General features: G+C 70.3%; 15 protein-coding genes and 2 tRNA genes. 15 read left to right on the top strand and 2 right to left on the bottom strand.

Going from position 1 to position 18,885, the window contains the following annotated elements; all coding sequences use genetic code 11:
- Positions 1–192 precede the first annotated feature (192 nt).
- Entirely contained in the window at positions 193–387 is a 195-nt protein-coding gene (locus tag ACIBAI_RS01635) for a hypothetical protein (RefSeq protein ID WP_399030397.1), read from the top strand.
- A gap of 193 nt (positions 388–580) precedes the next feature.
- On the opposite strand, the gene ACIBAI_RS01630 is transcribed toward ACIBAI_RS01635, so the two are convergent.
- A tRNA-Gly gene (locus ACIBAI_RS01630) sits at positions 581–651 on the bottom strand.
- A gap of 165 nt (positions 652–816) precedes the next feature.
- Here ACIBAI_RS01630 and ACIBAI_RS01625 point away from each other — a divergent pair.
- From ACIBAI_RS01625 to clpX, 5 genes are all read left to right on the top strand, one after another.
- Positions 817–893: transfer RNA gene (locus ACIBAI_RS01625), tRNA-Pro, on the top strand.
- 206 nt (positions 894–1,099) lie between these two features.
- On the top strand, positions 1,100–2,488 hold the full coding sequence (gene tig, locus ACIBAI_RS01620; protein ID WP_399030395.1) for a trigger factor: 1,389 nt from the start codon (positions 1,100–1,102) through the stop codon (positions 2,486–2,488).
- Positions 2,489–2,781: 293 nt separating this feature from the next.
- The gene (locus tag ACIBAI_RS01615) at positions 2,782–3,387 is read left to right on the top strand and encodes an ATP-dependent Clp protease proteolytic subunit (protein ID WP_029383294.1); all 606 of its coding nucleotides are present in this window, start codon (positions 2,782–2,784) and stop codon (positions 3,385–3,387) included.
- A gap of 127 nt (positions 3,388–3,514) precedes the next feature.
- Complete coding sequence (locus ACIBAI_RS01610; RefSeq protein ID WP_344602101.1) at positions 3,515–4,195, top strand: ATP-dependent Clp protease proteolytic subunit; 681 nt, start codon at positions 3,515–3,517, stop codon at positions 4,193–4,195.
- A gap of 218 nt (positions 4,196–4,413) precedes the next feature.
- On the top strand, positions 4,414–5,700 hold the full coding sequence (gene clpX, locus ACIBAI_RS01605) for an ATP-dependent Clp protease ATP-binding subunit ClpX (RefSeq protein WP_399030394.1): 1,287 nt from the start codon (positions 4,414–4,416) through the stop codon (positions 5,698–5,700).
- Positions 5,701–5,792: 92 nt separating this feature from the next.
- On the opposite strand, the gene ACIBAI_RS01600 is transcribed toward clpX, so the two are convergent.
- Positions 5,793–6,875, bottom strand: coding sequence for a hypothetical protein (locus ACIBAI_RS01600; protein ID WP_399030393.1), 1,083 nt, complete (start codon positions 6,873–6,875; stop codon positions 5,793–5,795).
- Between the two features lie 137 nt (positions 6,876–7,012).
- Between ACIBAI_RS01600 and ACIBAI_RS01595 the strand changes: the two genes are divergently transcribed.
- The 9 genes from ACIBAI_RS01595 (at position 7,013) to rodA (ending at position 18,866) form a co-directional block, all read left to right on the top strand.
- Positions 7,013–9,637, top strand: a complete 2,625-nt coding sequence (locus tag ACIBAI_RS01595) for a valine--tRNA ligase (RefSeq protein WP_399030392.1) — start codon at positions 7,013–7,015, stop codon at positions 9,635–9,637.
- 167 nt (positions 9,638–9,804) lie between these two features.
- Positions 9,805–11,322 carry a bifunctional folylpolyglutamate synthase/dihydrofolate synthase gene (locus tag ACIBAI_RS01590; RefSeq protein ID WP_399030391.1) on the top strand — a complete coding sequence of 506 codons (1,518 nt, stop codon included), beginning with the start codon at positions 9,805–9,807 and terminating at the stop codon, positions 11,320–11,322.
- A 6-nt stretch (positions 11,323–11,328) separates the two neighbouring features.
- On the top strand, positions 11,329–11,685 hold the full coding sequence (locus ACIBAI_RS01585; protein ID WP_399030390.1) for a DUF4233 domain-containing protein: 357 nt from the start codon (positions 11,329–11,331) through the stop codon (positions 11,683–11,685).
- Between the two features lie 66 nt (positions 11,686–11,751).
- A complete protein-coding gene (ndk, locus tag ACIBAI_RS01580) occupies positions 11,752–12,165 on the top strand; it encodes a nucleoside-diphosphate kinase (protein WP_399030388.1) in 414 nt (137 codons plus the stop codon).
- Positions 12,166–12,466: 301 nt separating this feature from the next.
- On the top strand, positions 12,467–13,486 hold the full coding sequence (locus ACIBAI_RS01575; RefSeq protein ID WP_028422119.1) for a rod shape-determining protein: 1,020 nt from the start codon (positions 12,467–12,469) through the stop codon (positions 13,484–13,486).
- 166 nt (positions 13,487–13,652) lie between these two features.
- The gene (gene mreC / locus ACIBAI_RS01570) at positions 13,653–14,600 is read left to right on the top strand and encodes a rod shape-determining protein MreC (RefSeq protein WP_399030387.1); all 948 of its coding nucleotides are present in this window, start codon (positions 13,653–13,655) and stop codon (positions 14,598–14,600) included.
- A gap of 12 nt (positions 14,601–14,612) precedes the next feature.
- Entirely contained in the window at positions 14,613–15,293 is a 681-nt protein-coding gene (gene mreD, locus ACIBAI_RS01565) for a rod shape-determining protein MreD (protein ID WP_399030386.1), read from the top strand.
- Positions 15,294–15,408: 115 nt separating this feature from the next.
- A complete protein-coding gene (gene mrdA, locus ACIBAI_RS01560; RefSeq protein WP_399030385.1) occupies positions 15,409–17,670 on the top strand; it encodes a penicillin-binding protein 2 in 2,262 nt (753 codons plus the stop codon).
- Positions 17,667–18,866 (top strand): rod shape-determining protein RodA, encoded by a 1,200-nt coding sequence (gene rodA, locus ACIBAI_RS01555; RefSeq protein WP_399030384.1) that lies wholly within the window; start codon positions 17,667–17,669, stop codon positions 18,864–18,866. The genes mrdA and rodA overlap by 4 nt, the downstream gene beginning before the upstream one ends.
- Positions 18,867–18,885: the final 19 nt, after the last annotated feature.

Raw genomic sequence — 18,885 nt, 5'->3', positions numbered from 1 at the left:
AATTGCTGTGCTGAACGCGGTGGCCGGGGGCCCGTTCATGCGGGCGGGTGCGGCCGGATCCGCCGGAGGCGGCCGGACGATGCGTCAGCCTCCGCACAGGGGGGCCGGGTTGGTGGCACGATGGTTCCGGCGGGGGTGCGCGGGGTAGTACCCCGGGCCGGGAGAGCGGACCGACCGAGGGTGTGATCAGTTGTGGCCATTTCGCTGTCAGTGGTGTTGCTGTTGGCGATCATCCTGGTGGTGCTGATGCGGGGAGGGAACCTCAAGGCCGGCCCCGCGATCGTCGCGGTGCTCTTCGGCTTCTTCCTCGCCTCGAGCGGCATGGCGCCGTCGATCAACCGCTTCCTGAACTCGATAGCGGAGACCATCAACTCGATCAGCTTCTGACCGCGGCCCGCCGGCCCCGTCACGGACGCGCCGCGCCCCCGGGCCGCCGCGTCCCCGATGCGACGGGCGGCCGGTGGACCGGCCGCCCGTCTCGCCGGCGCCCCGCCCCACGAGCCGGGGACCCGCCCCAGGACCTGCCGGAAACACCTCGGGCCCGGTTCCGCGGGAGGAACCGGGCCCGAGGCCGTGACAGAGCGGGCGACGGGAATCGAACCCGCGTAGCCAGTTTGGAAGACTGGGGCTCTACCATTGAGCTACGCCCGCACACGACGCGCCGCGGACCGGTGGCCGCGGCACTGCAGTGCATCGTAGCGGGTGGTGCCTCTGACCGCACACCGCGTTCCCGCCCCCACCGGACCTCCACCGGCCCCGGGGAAAATACGGCCGTCCCGGCGGCCTGGCGGCATGTACCCTACGTGTCGCACCAGACGGGGTGTGGCGCAGCTTGGTAGCGCGTCCGCTTTGGGAGCGGAAGGCCGTGGGTTCAAATCCCGCCACCCCGACCAGCCGATCGACCACCTCGTGCGATCGTCCCCTGATCAGGTCGGGGATCGCCTCGGGTGATCGCCTTTTGGGCCGTGTAGCCGCTGCCGTTACTATGCAAACTGCACGCCCGTGTGTCTCAGTGTCTGCAGTCCTCCGGGCGGCGAAATCCGCCGGGCCGCTCTGGCTCCGGCAGAAACCGAGAAGTCAGCCACAAGGAGACCGAACCGTGAAGAGCGCCGTGGAGACCCTGAACCCGACTCGGGTTCGGCTCACTGTCGAGGTGCCCTTCGAGGAGCTCAAGGACAGCCTCGACGCGGCGTACAAGAAGATCAACCAGCAGGTCACGGTGAAGGGCTTCCGCAAGGGCAAGGTCCCGGCCCGGGTCATCGACCAGCGGTTCGGCCGCGGTGCCGTGCTGGAGGAGGCCGTCAACGACGCGCTGCCGAAGTTCTACACCGAGGCGGTCAACGAGGCCGAGCTCAGCCCGCTGGGCCAGCCCGAGGTCGACATCACGGAGCTGAAGGACGGCGAGACGCTGAACTTCACCGCCGAGGTCGACATCCGCCCGGCCATCGAGATCCCGGACTACTCCGGCATCGAGGTCGAGGTCGACGCCGTCGAGGTCACCGACGAGGACGTCGAGAAGTCGGTCGAACAGCTGCGCGAGCGCTTCGCCTCCACCACCCCGGTCGAGCGCGCCGCCGAGGACGGCGACGTCGTCACCGTCGACCTGGAGGCCAAGGTCGACGGCGAGGTCCTGGAGGACGGCATCGCCAAGGGCGTCTCCTACACCATCGGCTCCGGTGAGCTGCTGGACGGCATCGACGACGCCGTGAAGGGCCTGTCGGCCGGCGAGGAGGCCACCTTCACCTCCGAGCTCAAGGGCGGCTCGGCGGCCGGCCGGGAGGCCGAGGTCACCGTCAAGGTCACCCAGGTCGCCCAGCGGGAGCTGCCCGAGCTGGACGACGAGTTCGCGCAGCTCGCCTCCGAGTTCGACACCCTCGAGGAGCTGAAGGCCGACAGCCGCAAGCGCCTGGAGAACATGAAGCAGTACGACCAGGCCACGCAGGCGCAGGAGCGCGTCCTGGACAAGCTGCTGGAGCTGGTCGAGGTCCCGGTCCCCGAGAAGCTGCTCGAGGACGAGATCAACACCCGCAAGCACAACCTGGAGCACCACCAGCTGGCGCAGATGGGCCTCACCCTCGACAAGTACCTGGAGATCCAGGGCAAGACCGCCGAGGAGTTCGAGACCGAGACCCGCGAGGCCGCGATCAAGGGCATCAAGACCCAGTTCGTGCTCGACGAGCTCGTCAAGCAGGAGAAGCTCAACGTCAACCAGGAGGAGCTCACCGAGCACCTCATGCGGCGCGCGGCCTCCTCCGGCATGTCCCCCGACCAGTTCGCCCAGGCGGTCGTCGAGGGCGGCCAGGTTCCGCTCCTGGTCGGCGAGGTCGCCCGCGGCAAGGCCCTGGCCGCCGTGGTCGAGAAGGCCACGGTGAAGGACACCAACGGCGAGATCGTCGACCTGGACGACGAGGACGGCGAGGACGCGACCGCGGAGCCGGCCGAGGGCTCCGCCGAGGGCGAGACCGCCGAGGAGAAGACCGAGGGCTGATCCGCCCACGGCGCTTCCACGCACGTGACGACGGGCCCCGGGACTCGACCCGGGGCCCGTCGCCTTTCCCGGGACGCGCGGCCCGTATTCCCCTCCGGCCCGGCTCGCGGCGCTCTACGCCCCCGGCGAACACCCCCCACTCCGGGATTCCCCGGAAGGACCCGCGCGTTAGGGTCCATGAATACGAGGGCAGGGGAGTCGCCGAAACGGCCGAGCGGTCCCAAGCCCCGGCAGAACACGTGAGACGGCCCGGCGCCGTCGTAAGACGAGCAGGTGGATACGTGACGAATCTGATGCCCTCCGCCGCCGGCGAGCCTTCCATCGGTGGTGGCCTCGGCGACCAGGTCTACAACCGGCTGCTCAACGAGCGGATCATCTTCCTCGGCCAGCCGGTCGACGACGACATCGCGAACAAGATCACCGCACAGCTGCTGCTCCTTGCCGCCGACCCGGACAAGGACATCTTCCTGTACATCAACAGCCCCGGCGGTTCGATCACGGCCGGCATGGCGATCTACGACACCATGCAGTACATCAAGAACGACGTGGTGACCATCGCCATGGGCCTCGCGGCCTCCATGGGCCAGTTCCTGCTCAGCGCGGGCACGCCCGGCAAGCGCTTCGCGCTGCCGAACGCGGAGATCCTGATCCACCAGCCCTCCGCCGGCCTGGCCGGCTCGGCCTCGGACATCAAGATCCACGCCGAGCGGCTGCTGCACACCAAGAAGCGCATGGCCGAGCTCACCGCCCAGCACACCGGCCAGACGGTCGAGCAGATCACCCGCGACTCGGACCGCGACCGCTGGTTCGACGCCTACGAGGCCAAGGAGTACGGCCTCATCGACGACGTCATCGCCACGGCCGCCGGCATGCCGGGCGGCGGCGGCACCGGGGCCTGAGCGGCTCCCGCGGGGCCCGTACGCCCCGCGGAGCCGGACAACCCCGCGGGGCCCGTGAGGCCCCGCGAGGGCCCGCACGCCCCCAGCCAGCCCCAGCCGACCGCCTCAGCCCTTCTCAGGAGACACCGTGAACGACTTCCCCGGCAGCGGCCTCTACGACCGCACGCGCGCCGAGTACACCGGCCCCGCGGCCGAGTCCCGCTACGTCATCCCGCGCTTCGTGGAGCGCACCTCCCAGGGCATCCGCGAGTACGACCCGTACGCGAAGCTCTTCGAGGAGCGCGTGATCTTCCTCGGCGTCCAGATCGACGACGCCTCCGCCAACGACGTCATGGCGCAGCTGCTGTGCCTGGAGTCGATGGACCCCGACCGGGACATCTCGGTCTACATCAACAGCCCCGGTGGCTCCTTCACGGCGCTGACGGCGATCTACGACACGATGCAGTTCGTGAAGCCGGACATCCAGACGGTCTGCATGGGCCAGGCGGCCTCCGCCGCCGCCGTCCTGCTGGCCGCCGGCACGCCCGGCAAGCGCATGGCGCTGCCGAACGCCCGCGTGCTGATCCACCAGCCGTACAGCGAGACCGGCCGCGGCCAGGTCTCCGACCTGGAGATCGCCGCCAACGAGATCCTGCGGATGCGCTCGCAGCTGGAGGAGATGCTGGCCAAGCACTCCACCCAGCCGGTCGAGAAGATCCGCGAGGACATCGAGCGCGACAAGATCCTCACGGCCGAGGACGCGCTGTCCTACGGCCTGATCGACCAGATCATCTCCACCCGGAAGATGAACAACGCGGCGGTTCGCTGACGCGATGGCGGTCCCCCCTGCTCAAGCGCGGTCTTGAGCCGGGGGAGGGTATCGTCTGTCGCCCCTTGGCACGGTTCGGCATCGTCCACGTCGAAGCGAACCGCGCCAAGGGGGGCCCGAACGGGGGGCCGGGCAAGGTACCGTCGGACATAAGGCAGCACCAGGAGCCGCTGGACTGACAACGTCCAGTCGTCTCCCAGGCGAAGGGGAAGCACACCGTGGCACGCATCGGTGACGGCGGCGATCTGCTCAAGTGCTCGTTCTGCGGCAAGAGCCAGAAGCAGGTCAAGAAGCTCATCGCAGGTCCCGGTGTGTACATCTGCGACGAGTGCATCGACCTCTGCAACGAGATCATCGAGGAGGAGCTCGCCGAGACCAGCGAGGTGCGCTGGGAGGAGCTCCCCAAGCCCCGCGAGATCTACGAGTTCCTCGACGGGTACGTGGTCGGCCAGGAGGCCGCCAAGAAGGCCCTCTCCGTGGCCGTCTACAACCACTACAAGCGCGTCCAGGCCGGTGAGAACGGCGGCGCGGGCGGCCGTGACGACGCCATCGAGTTGGCGAAGTCCAACATCCTGCTGCTGGGCCCCACGGGCTCCGGCAAGACCCTCCTCGCGCAGACCCTGGCCCGGATGCTGAACGTCCCGTTCGCCATCGCCGACGCCACGGCGCTCACCGAGGCGGGGTACGTCGGCGAGGACGTCGAGAACATCCTGCTCAAGCTGATCCAGGCGGCCGACTACGACGTCAAGAAGGCCGAGACCGGGATCATCTACATCGACGAGATCGACAAGGTCGCCCGCAAGAGCGAGAACCCGTCGATCACCCGGGACGTCAGCGGAGAGGGCGTGCAGCAGGCCCTGCTGAAGATCCTGGAGGGGACCACGGCCTCGGTCCCGCCGCAGGGCGGCCGCAAGCACCCCCACCAGGAGTTCATCCAGATCGACACGACGAACGTCCTGTTCATCGTGGGCGGCGCCTTCGCCGGCCTGGAGAAGATCATCGAGGCCCGGGCGGGCGCGAAGGGCATCGGCTTCGGCGCGACGATCCGCTCCAAGCGGGAGCTGGAGGCCAAGGACCAGTTCGAGGACGTCATGCCGGAGGACCTGGTCAAGTTCGGCATGATCCCCGAGTTCATCGGCCGCCTCCCCGTCATCACCTCCGTCCACAACCTGGACCGCGAGGCCCTGCTGAAGATCCTCGTCGAGCCGCGCAACGCGCTGGTGAAGCAGTACCAGCGGCTGTTCGAACTCGACGGTGTGGAGCTGGACTTCGAGCGCGAGGCGCTGGAGGCCATCGCCGACCAGGCGATCCTGCGCCAGACCGGCGCGCGCGGTCTGCGCGCCATCATGGAGGAGGTCCTCCAGGGCGTGATGTACGAGGTCCCGTCCCGCAAGGACGTCGCCCGCGTGGTCATCACCGCCGACGTGGTCCTCTCCAACGTCAACCCGACGCTGATCCCGCGCGACTCGCGGGGCCGCGGCCCGGGCGAGCAGAAGACGGCGTAACCGGGTACGACGGGCACGCGGGGCCGACCCGCCGCGCACATGCGAGGGCCCCGGTCTCCGGACCGGGGCCCTCGGCACGTCCGCGGCCGGCGTCAGGCCTTGGCGCGGATCTCCTTGCGGAGCTTGACGGTGATGTCCGCCGCCACGTCCTTGCCGACGTTCCCCGCGGCGTCGCCCGGCGACACCATGGCGATGGTGCTGTGGTCCGCCCAGGCGCAGAACCAGTCGGTCTTCTCCTGCTGCGTGACCGCGTTCTTGCCCTTGGCCGCCTGGCACTTCATCAGCGCGCCGTCCAGCTGCACCGCCTCGGGCTCGCCGAGCAGTTCGGACGTGCCGCCGCCGGACGAGGAGGAGCCTTTCGCGGAGGACTTCCTCAGGTCGGCGAAGAACGTGTCCAGCGCCGCCTCGGGGTCGGCGATCTCGCCGTACGCGCCGGCGTACGTGATGGTCCTGGCTGTGGCGAACTCCGACGCGCCGGACCCGCCGGCCGGGTCGCCGGGGTCGTAGTCGCTCAGATCGGCCGTCGAGTAGAAGCCGATCACGGACTTGCCGTTCCTGACGCCGCTCTTCTCCAGCTCCGCCGCCGAGTCGTTCCCGGCGCTCGCGCCGTCCTTGGAGGCCCGCTTGTACTCGCTGAGCACCGTCGCCGGCGTCGTCAGCTTGTGCGGACCGTCGTCCTCCAGGCCGCCCGCGCCGCCGCCTCCGCCGATCACGACGTAGGCGCCCACGCCGATCGCCGCCACGACCGCGACCGCGCCGACGATCAGGCCCGCCCTCTTCTTGCCGCCGCCCGCGGCCGGGGGCTGGGGCATGCCGTACGGGGCCTGGCCGTAGGGCGGCTGCTGGCCGTACGGAGGGTGCTGGCCGTAGGGCGGCTGCTGGCCGTACGGGTTCGGCTGGGGCGGGACGCCCTGCGGGGGCTGCCCGCCGTACGGGTTCGGCTGGGGCGGGACGCCCTGCGGGGGCTGCCCGCCGTACGGGTTCGCCTGGGGCGGGACGCCCTGCGGGGGCTGGGGGTAGCCGTAGCCGGGCTGAGGGGACGGAGCCGGAGCCTGCTGCGGCTGGCCGTGGCCGGGCTGGGGGGCCTGCGGCGGCCGGCCGTACGGTCCCGGCTGGCCGTACGGTCCGGGCTGCTGGGGCTGCCCGCCGTACGGGCCCGGCTGGTTGTAGCTCATTACTGGGTTCCCCTCCGGATGTTCATGCGTTCCCGACATCCTGGCGCAGACACGGCGCGCCCACGGCATCGGGGACCCCACCGTTACAAAGCAATCGCGTTTCGGGACTGGGCCGCGGCCCCTCTAAACTGACCCCCGTGACCGAGAACACTCAGCAGCCGCAGACAGCGCCCACGACCGAACTGCCGACCCAGTACACGCCGGCCGAGGTAGAGGGGAAGCTGTACGAGCGCTGGGTGGACAAGGGGTACTTCACCGCCGACGCGGACAGCGACAAGCCCCCGTACACCATCGTCATCCCGCCGCCGAACGTCACCGGCTCCCTGCACCTGGGCCACGCCTTCCAGCACACGCTCATGGACGCGCTGACCCGCCGCAAGCGCATGCAGGGCCACGAGGCGCTGTGGCTGCCCGGCATGGACCACGCCGGCATCGCCACCCAGAACAAGGTCGAGCAGCAGCTCGCCGAGGAGGGCAAGTCGCGGCACGACCTGGGCCGCGAGGCGTTCGTCGAGCGCGTCTGGCGGTGGAAGGAGGAGTACGGCGGCAAGATCCTCGGCCAGATGCGCCGGCTCGGGGACGGGGTCGACTGGTCCCGCGAGCGGTTCACCATGGACGAGGGCCTGTCCAAGGCCGTCCTCACCATCTTCAAGAAGCTCTACGAGGACGGGCTGATCTACCGCGCCGAGCGCATCATCAACTGGTGCCCGCGGTGTCTGACCGCCATCTCCGACATCGAGGTGGAGTACCAGGAGGACGACGGCGAGCTCGTCTCCATCCGGTACGGCGAGGGCGACGAGACCCTGGTCGTGGCCACCACCCGCGCCGAGACCATGCTCGGCGACACCGCCGTCGCCGTGCACCCCGACGACGAGCGGTACAAGCACCTGGTCGGCAAGCGGATCAAGCTGCCGCTGACCGACCGGTCCATCCCGGTCGTCGCCGACAGCCACGTCGACCCCGAGTTCGGCACGGGCGCCGTCAAGGTCACCCCGGCCCACGACCCGAACGACTTCGCGATCGGCCAGCGGCACGGCCTGGAGTCCATCACGATCATGGACGAGCGGGCGGTCATCACCGCCCACGGCCCCTTCCAGGGCCTGGACCGGTACGAGGCGCGCTCCGCCATCGTCGGCGCGCTGCGCTCGCAGGGCCGGATCGTCGCCGAGAAGCGGCCCTACGTCCACTCCGTCGGCCACTGCTCGCGCTGCAAGACGACGATCGAGCCGCGGCTGTCCCTGCAGTGGTGGGTCAAGGTCGGCCCGCTGGCCGAGGCCGCCGGCGACGCCGTCCGCGACGGGCGGGTGAAGATCCACCCCGAGGACATGGCGAAGCGCTACTTCGACTGGGTCGACAACATGAACGACTGGTGCATCTCGCGCCAGCTGTGGTGGGGCCACCGCATCCCGATCTGGTACGGCCCGGACGGCGAGGTCGTCTGCGTCGGCCCCGACGAGGAGCCGCCCACCGGCGAGGGCTGGCACCAGGAGACCGACGTCCTCGACACCTGGTTCTCCTCCGGCCTGTGGCCCTTCTCCACGCTGGGCTGGCCCGAACAGACCGCGGACCTGCGGAAGTTCTACCCGACGGACGTCCTGCTGACCGGCCACGACATCATCTTCTTCTGGGTCGCCCGGATGATGATGTTCGGCCTGTACGCGATGGACGGCGAGGTCCCGTTCAGGACCATCGCGCTGACCGGCCTGGTCCGCGACGAGCGCGGCAAGAAGATGTCGAAGTCCTTCGGCAACGTGGTCGACCCGCTGGACTGGATGGACAGGTACGGCTCCGACGCCGTCCGCTTCACCCTGGCCCGCGGCGCCAACCCGGGCACCGACGTGCCGATCGGCGAGGACTGGGTCCAGGCGTCCCGCAACTTCGCCAACAAGATCTGGAACGCCACCCGCTTCGCGCTGATGAACGGCGCCACGGTCGAGGGCCCGCTGCCGGACCCGTCCGAGATGTCCCCGACGGACCGCTGGATCCTGTCCCGGCTGAACAAGACGGTCGCCGACGTCGACGCGTTCTACGAGGACTTCCAGTTCGCCAAGCTGTCGGACGCGCTGTACCACTTCGCGTGGGACGAGGTCTTCGACTGGTACGTCGAGCTGTCCAAGACCACGTTCCAGGCGGGCGGGGCCGCGGCCGAGGTCAGCAAGCGCGTCCTGGGCGAGGTCCTCGATGTCACCCTGAAGCTGCTGCACCCGGTGGTCCCCTTCGTCACGGAGGCGCTGTGGACCGCCCTGACCGGCGGCGAGTCGGTCGTCGTCGCCGACTGGCCGAAGGACTCCGGCTTCCGGGACGAGGCCGCCGAGCGGGAGATCGAGACGCTCCAGTCGGTGATCACCGAGGTCCGCCGCTTCCGGCACGACCAGGGCCTCCAGCCCGGTCAGCGGGTCCCGGCCCGGCTGACCCTGGAGGGCACGGCGCTGGCCCCGCACGAGGCCGCCATCCGGCAGCTGCTGCGGCTCCAGCCGGAGGGCGACTCCTTCACGGCGACGGCGACGCTGCCGGTCGCGGGCGTCGAGGTGGCGCTGGACCTGTCCGGGGCGATCGACGTGGCGGCGGAGCGGAAGCGGCTGGCCAAGGACCTGGCCGCCGCCGAGAAGGAGAAGGCGCAGGCCGCGGCCAAGCTCGGCAACGAGGCGTTCCTCGCCAAGGCGCCGGAGCAGGTCGTGGAGAAGATCCGGACGCGGCTGGCCAAGGCCGACGAGGACATCGCGCGGATCCAGGCCCAGCTGGAGCGGCTGCCGCAGGCGTGACCGGGCGCGCGTCGCCGCGGACGCGGGCGACCGCAGGTGCGCGAGGCCCCCGGGACCGCGAGGCCCCGGGGGCCTTCCCGCGCCGCCGGGGGCCGCTCACCGGCGGCGCGGCGGGGGCCGGACGGCCGCGGCCGCGCCGGCCGGCGGGGCTTTCGTAGACTGGGCCCGTGAGTGAGCTCCCCCCGAACGACAGCGAGCAGCCCGACCCGCTCGACAGCTTCGACGAGATCATCGCGGCGGAGACGGACCGCGACCCCGACCTCGCGGTCATCGAGGCCGGCAGCCGTACCCTGCGCACCCAGGGCGGCCCGCCGCAGGCCGACGTGCCCGCGCGGCCGGAGGACCCGGAGGTCGACAGGGCGCTGCGCGAGGTCGAGGCGGAGCTGGCGACCCGCTGGGGCGAGACCAAGCTGGAACCCTCCGTCAGCCGGATCGCCGCGCTGATGGACGTGCTGGGCGAGCCGCAGCGGTCGTACCCCTCGATCCACATCACGGGGACCAACGGCAAGACCTCCACCGCCCGCATGGTCGAGGCCCTGCTCGGCGCCTTCGAGCTGCGCACCGGGCGGTACACCTCCCCGCACGTCCAGTCGATCACCGAGCGGATCAGCCTGGACGGCGCCCCGATCTCCGCCGAGCGGTTCGTCGAGACGTACCGGGACATCAAGCCGTACGTCGAGATGGTCGACTCGCAGCAGGAGTACCGGCTGTCCTTCTTCGAGGTGCTCACGGGCATGGCGTACGCGGCCTTCGCGGACGCGCCCGTGGACGTCGCCGTCGTCGAGGTCGGCATGGGCGGCAGCTGGGACGCCACCAACGTCATCGACGGCGACGTCGCCGTCGTCACCCCCATCGACCTCGACCACACCGACCGGCTGGGGGAGACGACCGCCGAGATCGCCGCCGAGAAGGCCGGCATCGTCAAGCAGGACGCCACCGTGATCCTGGCCCAGCAGCCGGTGGACGCGGCGCAGGTCCTGCTGAAGAGGTCCGTGGACGTGAACGCCACGGTGGCCCGCGAGGGGCTGGAGTTCGGCGTCCTGGCCCGGCAGGTCGCCGTCGGCGGGCAGCTGCTCACCCTGCGCGGGCTGGGCGGCGAGTACCCCGAGGTCTACCTCCCGCTGCACGGCGCCCACCAGGCGCACAACGCGGCCGTGGCGCTGGCCGCCGTCGAGGCGTTCTTCGGGGTCGGGGCGCAGCGTCCCGAGCCGCTGGACCTCGACACGGTGCGCAAGGCCTTCGCCGCGGTCTCCTCGCCGGGGCGGCTGGAGGTGGTGCGGCGGTCGCCGACCGTGGTCCTGGACGCCGCGCACAACCCGGCCGGGGCGCGGGCCACCGCGGAGGCGATCGGGGAGGCCTTCCAGTTCAGCCGGCTCATCGGGGTCGTCGGCGTCAGCGCCGACAAGAACGTGCGCGGGCTGCTGGAGGCCTTCGAACCGGTCTTCGCCGAGGTGGTCGTCACCCAGAACACCAGCCACCGCGCGATGGACGCCGACGCGCTGGCGGGAATCGCCGTCGAGGTGTTCGGCGAGGAGCGGGTCCAGGTGGAGCCGCGGCTGCCGGACGCGCTGGAGGCCGCGATCACGCTGGCCGAGGAGGAGGGCGAGTTCGCCGGCGGCGGTGTGCTCGTCACCGGTTCCGTCATCACCGTCGGCGAGGCCCGACTGCTCCTGGGGAGGGGCTGACATCCCGTGCGTACGCTCTGTTCCTCGACCCTGATCGGCGAGTTCTTCATCATCGGCTTCGCCGGACTGGTCGCCATGAAGGACCCCGCCCTGTCCATGACGACGGTGTGGACGGTCAGCGGCGTCGCGATGTTCCTGTGCCTGCTGCTGTGCGGCCTGGTGACCCGCCCCGGCGGCGTCGCCCTCGGCTGGGCGCTGCAGATCGCGCTGATCGCCTCCGGCTTCGTCGTCCCGACGATGTTCTTCATGGGGGCGGTCTTCGCGGCCCTGTGGTGGGCCTCGGTGCACTACGGGCGGAAGATCGAGGAGGCGAAGGCGCGGTTCGCCGCGCGGACCGACTCCTCCGCGCCTGACGCTGCGTAACAGGCCCCCGGACACGCCGGGTAACCTCTTCACCCCGCACAACCTTTGAATCGAAGGAGCCCCGTCGTGACCCAGCGCACCCTCGTCCTCCTCAAGCCCGACGCCGTCCGTCGTGGCCTGACCGGCGAGATCATCAGCCGTATCGAGCGCAAGGCCGGCTGGCGGATCACCGCGCTGGAGCTGCGCACCCTGGACACCGAGACGCTGGAGCAGCACTACGGCGAGCACAAGGGCAAGCCCTTCTACGAGCCGCTGGTGCAGTTCATGTCCTCCGGCCCGGTCGTGGCGATGATCGTCGAGGGCGAGCGGGTCATCGAGGGCGTCCGCGCGCTGGCCGGTCCCACCGATCCGATCGCCGCGCCCCCCGGTTCCATCCGCGGCGACTACGGCGTGATCGTCCGGGAGAACCTGATCCACGCCTCCGACTCCGAGGAGTCCGCCGAGCGCGAGCTGAAGATCTTCTTCCCGGGCCGCGTCTGATTTCCCGCACACCGCTTTTTCTGACGATCCGTCAGTCCGATAGCCCGCCTGACCTGGGCGGCCGTGCGAAAACGGCCGCCCTGTGGCATATGCCGTGCCGATCGGGGGAACGAATGCCTCCGTTGGCCCGTCTCCACAAGCGAGTCGGTAGGCCATCTGCTGACAATGGCGGAGACCCTCGCGCAGTGTCCGCGCAGGCGCGTCTACGATGGAAGCCTGCACGTCACAGCACCCACCTCGCCGACCTGAAAAGCTTTCAAAAGCTCGTGGGAAGGCCAGACGAATCCTGATGGGGAACTCAATGTCGTTCATCGGCCGTGACATGGCTGTCGACCTCGGGACCGCCAACACGCTGGTGTACGTCAGGGGTCGCGGGATCGTACTCAACGAGCCGTCCGTCGTGGCGATCAACACCAACACCGGTGGCATCCTCGCGGTCGGCGCCGAAGCGAAGAAGATGATCGGGCGCACGCCCGGCAACATCGTTGCCGTGCGTCCGCTGAAGGACGGCGTGATCGCCGACTTCGAGATCACCGAGCGGATGCTCCGCTACTTCATCCTGAAGATCCACAAGCGGCGGTATCTGGCTCGTCCGCGGGTCGTCGTCTGTGTGCCCTCGGGCATCACCGGCGTCGAGCGCCGCGCCGTCATCGAGGCGTCGTCCCAGGCCGGCGCCCGTCAGGTGCACATCATCGAGGAGCCGATGGCCGCGGCCATCGGCTCCGGCCTGCCGGTCCACGAGGCCACGGGCAACATGGTGGTCGACATCGGCGGCGGCACCACGGAGGTCGCGGTCATCTCCCTCGGCGGCATCGTCACCGCTCAGTCCATCCGCGTGGCGGGCGACGAGCTGGACAACGCGATCATCCAGCACGTCAAGAAGGAGTACAGCCTCCTCCTCGGTGAGCGGACGGCCGAACAGATCAAGATCACGATCGGTTCGGCGTACGACCTCGACACTGACGAGCACACCGAAATCCGCGGCCGGGACCTCGTCTCCGGGCTGCCGAAGACCGTCGTCATCTCCGCGGCCGAGGTCCGCAAGGCGATCGAGGAACCGGTCAACGCCATCGTCGACGCCGTCAAGACGACCCTCGACAAGTGCCCGCCCGAGCTGTCCGGCGACATCATGGACCGAGGAATCGTTCTGACCGGCGGCGGGGCGCTGCTGCGCGGCCTCGACGAGCGGCTGCGCCGGGAGACCGGCATGCCGATCCACATCGCCGAGGACCCGCTGGACAGCGTGGCGCTCGGCTCCGGCAAGTGCGTCGAGGAGTTCGAGGCGCTCCAGCAGGTGCTGGACGCCCAGCCGCGCAGATGACGCGATGCGCCGATTCCGCCGTACGAGACGACCTCCTCTCGTACGGCGGATCGTTGATATGAAGATCTGAGCTCCTCCCGTACTTCTGCGCCCGCTCCACCCGAACACCCCGACACCTCATACCCGTTCACACCCGTTCTCTACGAGGAAGGCACGGCCGCCGCACGTGAGGGACACACGAGAGAGCCGGCTGCTCCTGGTGCTGCTGATCGCCATCGCGTTCGCGCTGATCACGGTGGACATCCGGGGCGGGGAGGATTCACCGGTCGACGGTGCCCGCCAGGCCGCCGCCGCCGTCCTCGGCCCGGTCGAGAACGGTGTGTCGGCCGCGGTCTCCCCGGTCGGCAACGCGGTCTCCGCGATCCGCGACTCCGGCGAGCGGCACGACCGGCTCGCCGCGCTGGAGCGGGAGAACGCGGCCCTCAAGGCCCGGCTCGGCAGCGACGACCGCGGCCGCAGCCGCCTCAAGCAGCTCGACACGATGCTGAAGCTCGCCGGCAAGGGCCAGTACGGCATCAAGGGCGCCCAGGTCATCGCCATAGGAGCGGCCCAGGGCTTCTCCTGGACCGTCACCATCGACATCGGCGCCAACGACGGCATCGAGCGGGACATGACCGTCCTCAACGGCGACGGCCTGGTGGGCCGTGTGACCACCGTCGGCCCCGACACCGCGACCGTGCTGCTCGCCAACGACCCCGACTTCACCGTCGGCACCCGGATGGAGGCCGGCGACGAACTCGGCTTCGCCTCCGGCCAGGGCGACCGCCCGCTGCGCGTGGAACTCCTCAACGGCAAGGCCGAGGTGAAGAAGGGCGACCGGCTCGTCACCTTCGGCTCCCAGGCCGACAAGCCGTTCGTGCCCGGCGTGCCCGTCGGCGTCGTCTCCCGCGTCGACCCCTCCGGCGGCGACCTGACCCGCACCCTCTACGTCACCCCGTACGTCAGCTTCAGCAAGCTCGACATCGTCGGCGTCGTCGTCGAGGCGCCGAAGCGGGACCCGCGGGACACCGTCCTGCCGGACAAGCCCGAGCCGACCCCCAGGCCGACGGTGACGGTGACCGTGACCCCGTCCGCCGAGGCGCCCGCCGGCGGCCAGTTCCAGCCCGAGCAGTAGGAGCTCAAGCCCATGCGCGTCAACCGGATCCTGCTGTCCGTTCCGCTGGTCGTCGTCGCCCTGGTGATCCAGGTCAGCGTCCTCGCCCGCCTCCACCTCCCCGGCGCCGTCCCCGACCTGCTGCTGCTCACCGTCCTCGGCCTCGCGCTGGTGTACGGCCACGTGGGCGGCTCCCTCGTCGGCTTCGGCGCGGGCCTCCTCGCCGACCTCGCCCCGCCCGCCGACCACGCCGCGGGCCGCTACGCCCTGGTGCTGAGCGTCGTCGGCTACCTCGCCGGACTCGCCAAGCCGGAGAACGGCCGGCTGAAGTCCGCCACCGGCCCCATGGTCGTGGTGGTCGCCGCCGCCATCGGCTCCACCCTGCTGTACGCCGGCGTCGGCGCCCTCGTCGGCGACACCGCCGCCCGCCACGTGGGCCTGCCCGGCCTGCTGTTCACGGCAGCCCTGTACGACCTGCTGCTCGCCCCGTTCGTCGTCCCCGGGATCATGGCGCTGGCCCGGCGCGCCGAGAACGACCCGCTCGCCGACACCGGCTCCGCCGCCCAGACCACCGACATCTCCTCCGGCTGGCTGGCCGGCGGCACCGGACTGCGGATCGGCGGCCAGCGCACCGCGCTGGGCGGGCTCAAGGCACGGGCGGCCCGGGCCCGCGTCGCGCGCGCCGGACGCATCAAGGGGGTCAAGCGGCTGTGAGCAGAGGGAAGTTCACCGGAACGGGTGAACAGGGGTGGAACCCCGCCGCACGGGCCGCCCGTTCATCACTCGTACTCGCACGCTCGTTCGCGCACGGAGAGGGGGAGGCAGCCGCGTGACCAACATTCCCGAGACCGGACGGTCCCCGCGCGTCCAGATCCGGCTCGTCATCATCCAGGTCCTCGTCCTCTCCCTCCTCGGCACCCTCGCCGGCCGGCTGTGGTACCTGCAGATCCGCGAGGGCGACGAGTACGCCAAGGAGGCCTCCGGCAACCACGTCCAGCAGGTCGTCCAGCCCGCCGTGCGCGGCTCGATCCTGGACGCGCGCGGCGTGCCGCTGGCCGACAACGAGACCCGCCTGGTCGTCTCCGCCTCCCGCACCGAACTGATGAAGATGAAGGACGACGGCAAGGCGGTCCTCACCAAGCTCGCCGGCGTCCTCTCCATGACCCCCAAGGAGGTCATGGAGAAGGTCCGGCTGTGCGACGCCGAGACGCCCCAGCCGTGCTGGAACGGCTCGCCCTACCAGCCGATCCCCATCACCGACGAGGCCACCCCCAGGCAGGCCCTGCAGATCCGCGAGCGCGCCGAGGACTTCCCCGGCATCACCGCCGAGCCGCAGGCCGTGCGCCGCTACCCCAGCCCCGGCAAGGCCAACACCGCGCAGGTCCTCGGCTACCTCTCGCCCGTCACCGACCAGGAGATCCAGCAGGCCCAGGACACCGACTCGCCCTACCTGCGCTCCGACCAGGTCGGCCGCTCCGGCCTGGAGCGGCAGTACGACAGGCAGCTGCGCGGCAAGGCCGGCGTCACCCGCTACGAGGTCGACAACCTCGGCCGCGTCATCGGCCAGGCCGAGTCCGACGCCGCCCAGCCCGGCGACAACCTCGTCACCAGCATCGACGCCCGCGTGCAGCGCGTCGCCGAGTACGAGCTGAACGAGGCGATGAAGGCCGCCCGCAAGGAGTGGGACCGCAACACCAACCAGCGCTACAAGGCCGACGCGGGCGCCGTCGTGGTGATGGAGGCCAAGACCGGCCGCATCGTCGCCATGGCCTCCAACCCGACCTACGACCCGAACGCCTGGGTGGGCGGCATCTCCGCCAAGGACTACGAGAAGCTCACCGGCAAGAACTCCAACTACCCGCTGCTGAACCGCGCCATACAGGGTCAGGCGGCCCCCGGCTCGATCTTCAAGGTCGTCTCCACGGCCGCCGCGGTCGAGGCGGGCTACGAGTTCGACGGACGCTACGACTGCTCCAGCTCCTACTCGGTCGGCGGCCAGGTCTTCAAGAACTTCGAGTCGCAGAACCACGGCCCGATCGACCTCGGCCGCGCCCTGGAGGTCTCCTGCGACACCGTCTACTACCGGCTCGCGCACAACGAGTGGCGCAGGGACGGCGGCAGCAACCCGAAGAAGAACCCCAACGACTACTTCTTCAAGGCCGCCCACCAGTTCGGCCTCGGCAAGGAGACCGGCATCGACCTGCCCAACGAGGTCACCGGCCGCGTCCCCGACCGCGAGTGGAAGCAGCGGTACTGGGAGGCCAACAAGGACGCCTGGTGCAAGACCGGCAAGAAGGACGGCAGTTACGTCGAGAGGATCGCGTACGAGAACTGCCTCGAAGGCAACAAGATGCGCGCCGGTGACGAGATCAACTACTCCATCGGCCAGGGCGACACCCTCGTCACCCCGATCCAGATGGCCACGATCTACGCCGCGATCTCCAACGGCGGCACCCTGTACACCCCGACCGTCGGCAAGGCGATCATCAGCGCCGACGGCAAGAAGGTCACCGAGATCGAGCCCGAGTCGCACGGCAAGCTGCCCATAAGCAAGCAGACCCGCGACAAGATGGACCAGGCCCTCGCCGGCGTCGCCACCCGCGGTACGGCCGCCTGGCGGTTCGGCGGCTGGCCGCAGGACGAGATCCCGATGCACGCCAAGACCGGCACCGCCGAGGTCTACGGCAAGCAGACCACGTCCTGGTTCGCCACGTACACCGAGGACTACGCGATCGTCATGACGATCTCCCAGGGCGGTACGGGTTCCGGCGCCTCCGGCCCGGCCGTCCGCAACATCTACGACGCGCTGTACGGCGTCTCCGACGACGGCGAGATCGACCGGAGGAAGGCGCTGCTGCCCGAACCGCAGAAGAGCCTGCCGAAGATCAAGACGGACGGCACCATCGCCGCGCCGAAGATCCCCCGGGACCCGGCCGACCAGCAGCAGGCCACCCGGCAGGGCGAGAGCGCCCCGGCCGACCGGCAGCAGGGAGCGACCGTGGCGACGCCGACCGCGGAGAACCGCGAGACCCGCAGGCGGCGACGCGGCGGGGCGGGGCGCGGGTGCGCGGGCCGGAGGGCACCGGCATGACGGGCGCGAACAGCTTCCATGTCTCCGGGTACGGACCCGAGCGCGCCGGCTGGGCACGCCTGTTCGCCCGCGACTCGGTCGCGCGCCGGCTGGACTGGCCGATACTGCTGGCCGCCCTCGTGCTGTCGGTGATCGGCTCGCTCCTCGTCTTCTCCGCGACCCGCAACCGCACCGAGATCAACCAGGGCGACCCGTACTACTTCCTGATCCGGCACCTCATGAACACCGGCATCGGGATCGCCCTGATGATCGCCACGATCTGGCTCGGCCACCGCATACTGCGCACGGCCGTGCCGATCCTGTACGGCGTGTCGGTGTTCCTGATCCTGCTGGTGCTCACACCGCTCGGCTCGACCGTCAACGGCGCGCACTCCTGGATCGTGCTCGGCGGCGGTTTCTCGCTGCAGCCCTCGGAGTTCGTGAAGATCACGATCATCCTGGGCATGGCCATGCTGCTGGCGGCCCGGGTCGACGCGGGCGACAAGCAGTACCCCGACCACCGCACGGTCGTGCAGGCGCTGGGCCTGGCCGCCGTGCCGATGGCGATCGTGATGCTCATGCCCGACCTCGGGTCGGTCATGGTGATGGTCGTCATCGTGCTCGGCGTGCTGCTCGCCTCCGGCGCGTCCAACCGGTGGGTGCTCGGCCTGATCGGCACCGGCGCGATCGGGGCGGTGGCCGTCTGGCAGCTCGGGGTGCTCGACGAGTACCAGATCAACCGCTTCGCCGCGTTCGCCAACCCCGAGCTGGACCCCGCCGGAGTCGGCTACAACACCAACCAGGCGCGCATCGCGATCGGCTCGGGCGGCCTGACCGGGGCCGGGCTCTTCAACGGGTCGCAGACGACCGGCCAGTTCGTGCCGGAACAGCAGACCGACTTCGTCTTCACGGTCGCGGGCGAGGAACTGGGGTTCGTCGGCGCCGGCTTCATCATCCTCCTGCTCGGCGTGGTGCTGTGGCGCGCCTGCCGCATCGCCCGGGACACCCCCGACCTGTACGGCACGATCGTGGCCGCCGGGATCGTCGCCTGGTTCGCCTTCCAGAGCTTCGAGAACATCGGGATGACGCTGGGCATCATGCCGGTGACCGGCCTGCCGCTGCCGTTCGTGTCGTACGGCGGGTCGTCGATGTTCGCCGTGTGGATAGCGGTGGGGCTGCTGCAGTCGATCACGGTGCAGCGGCCGATGTCGGCGTAGGGCTCCCCCCGGCCGCGGA

This window comes from Streptomyces sp. NPDC051041, assembly GCF_044456065.1.
GTDB classification, from domain to species: domain Bacteria; phylum Actinomycetota; class Actinomycetes; order Streptomycetales; family Streptomycetaceae; genus Streptomyces; species Streptomyces glaucus.
Note: the sequence above shows the minus strand (reverse complement) of the source record. Positions and strands in the feature narration are given on the sequence as shown.